This window comes from Vibrio sp. 970 (assembly GCF_033339075.1).
Genome location: NZ_JAWOTW010000835.1, coordinates 1 through 514, shown reverse-complemented (window position 1 = coordinate 514; position 514 = coordinate 1). Strand labels below are relative to the sequence as shown.

General features: G+C 43.2%; 1 protein-coding gene. It reads right to left on the bottom strand.

All coding sequences use genetic code 11. The features are described from left to right. Nucleotides 1–362 (bottom strand): patatin-like phospholipase family protein (locus R7Q11_RS29460; RefSeq protein WP_225467377.1); only part of this gene is annotated, 362 nt, incomplete at its 3' end. Nucleotides 363–514: the final 152 nt, after the last annotated feature.

Below are 514 nucleotides of genomic sequence, written 5' to 3'. Positions count from 1 at the left end.
GCTTTACCTGTGTCCACATTAGTGGTGGCCGCAAAAAATGGAATGCCTTCAAAAAGCTTTTTCTCATCGACGGGATACAAACGGTTGGACTCTTCAAACAGCCATTTTACATCAATCAAATCGCCACCTTTGAGGAAACGGGTCGGATCGAAAAAGCGCTTGCTGGGCGCGAGCTGTGTAATCACATTTATACTGCGATGCGGGTAATCGGTCAGATAACCAATCAAATTAGATGCGCCTGCCGACACACCAATCGCAAAATCAAATGGCTTATAATCTCGCTCTAGAAATGCGTCTAACACGCCACTGGCAAAGACGCCGCGCATCGCTCCACCTTCCACTACAATTGCTTTCGTTGCCATGTTTCCCCCATTAATTTCTCGGAAAAGAGTAATGAAATTCGTGCATTAGCAACAATTGGTTATTCTTATTATTGAGATAGGCGAAGTCTATGTATTTCTAGCTTAGAAAGTGAAAACTAAAGATCAAAAAATCCACACTTATGACGCAACAC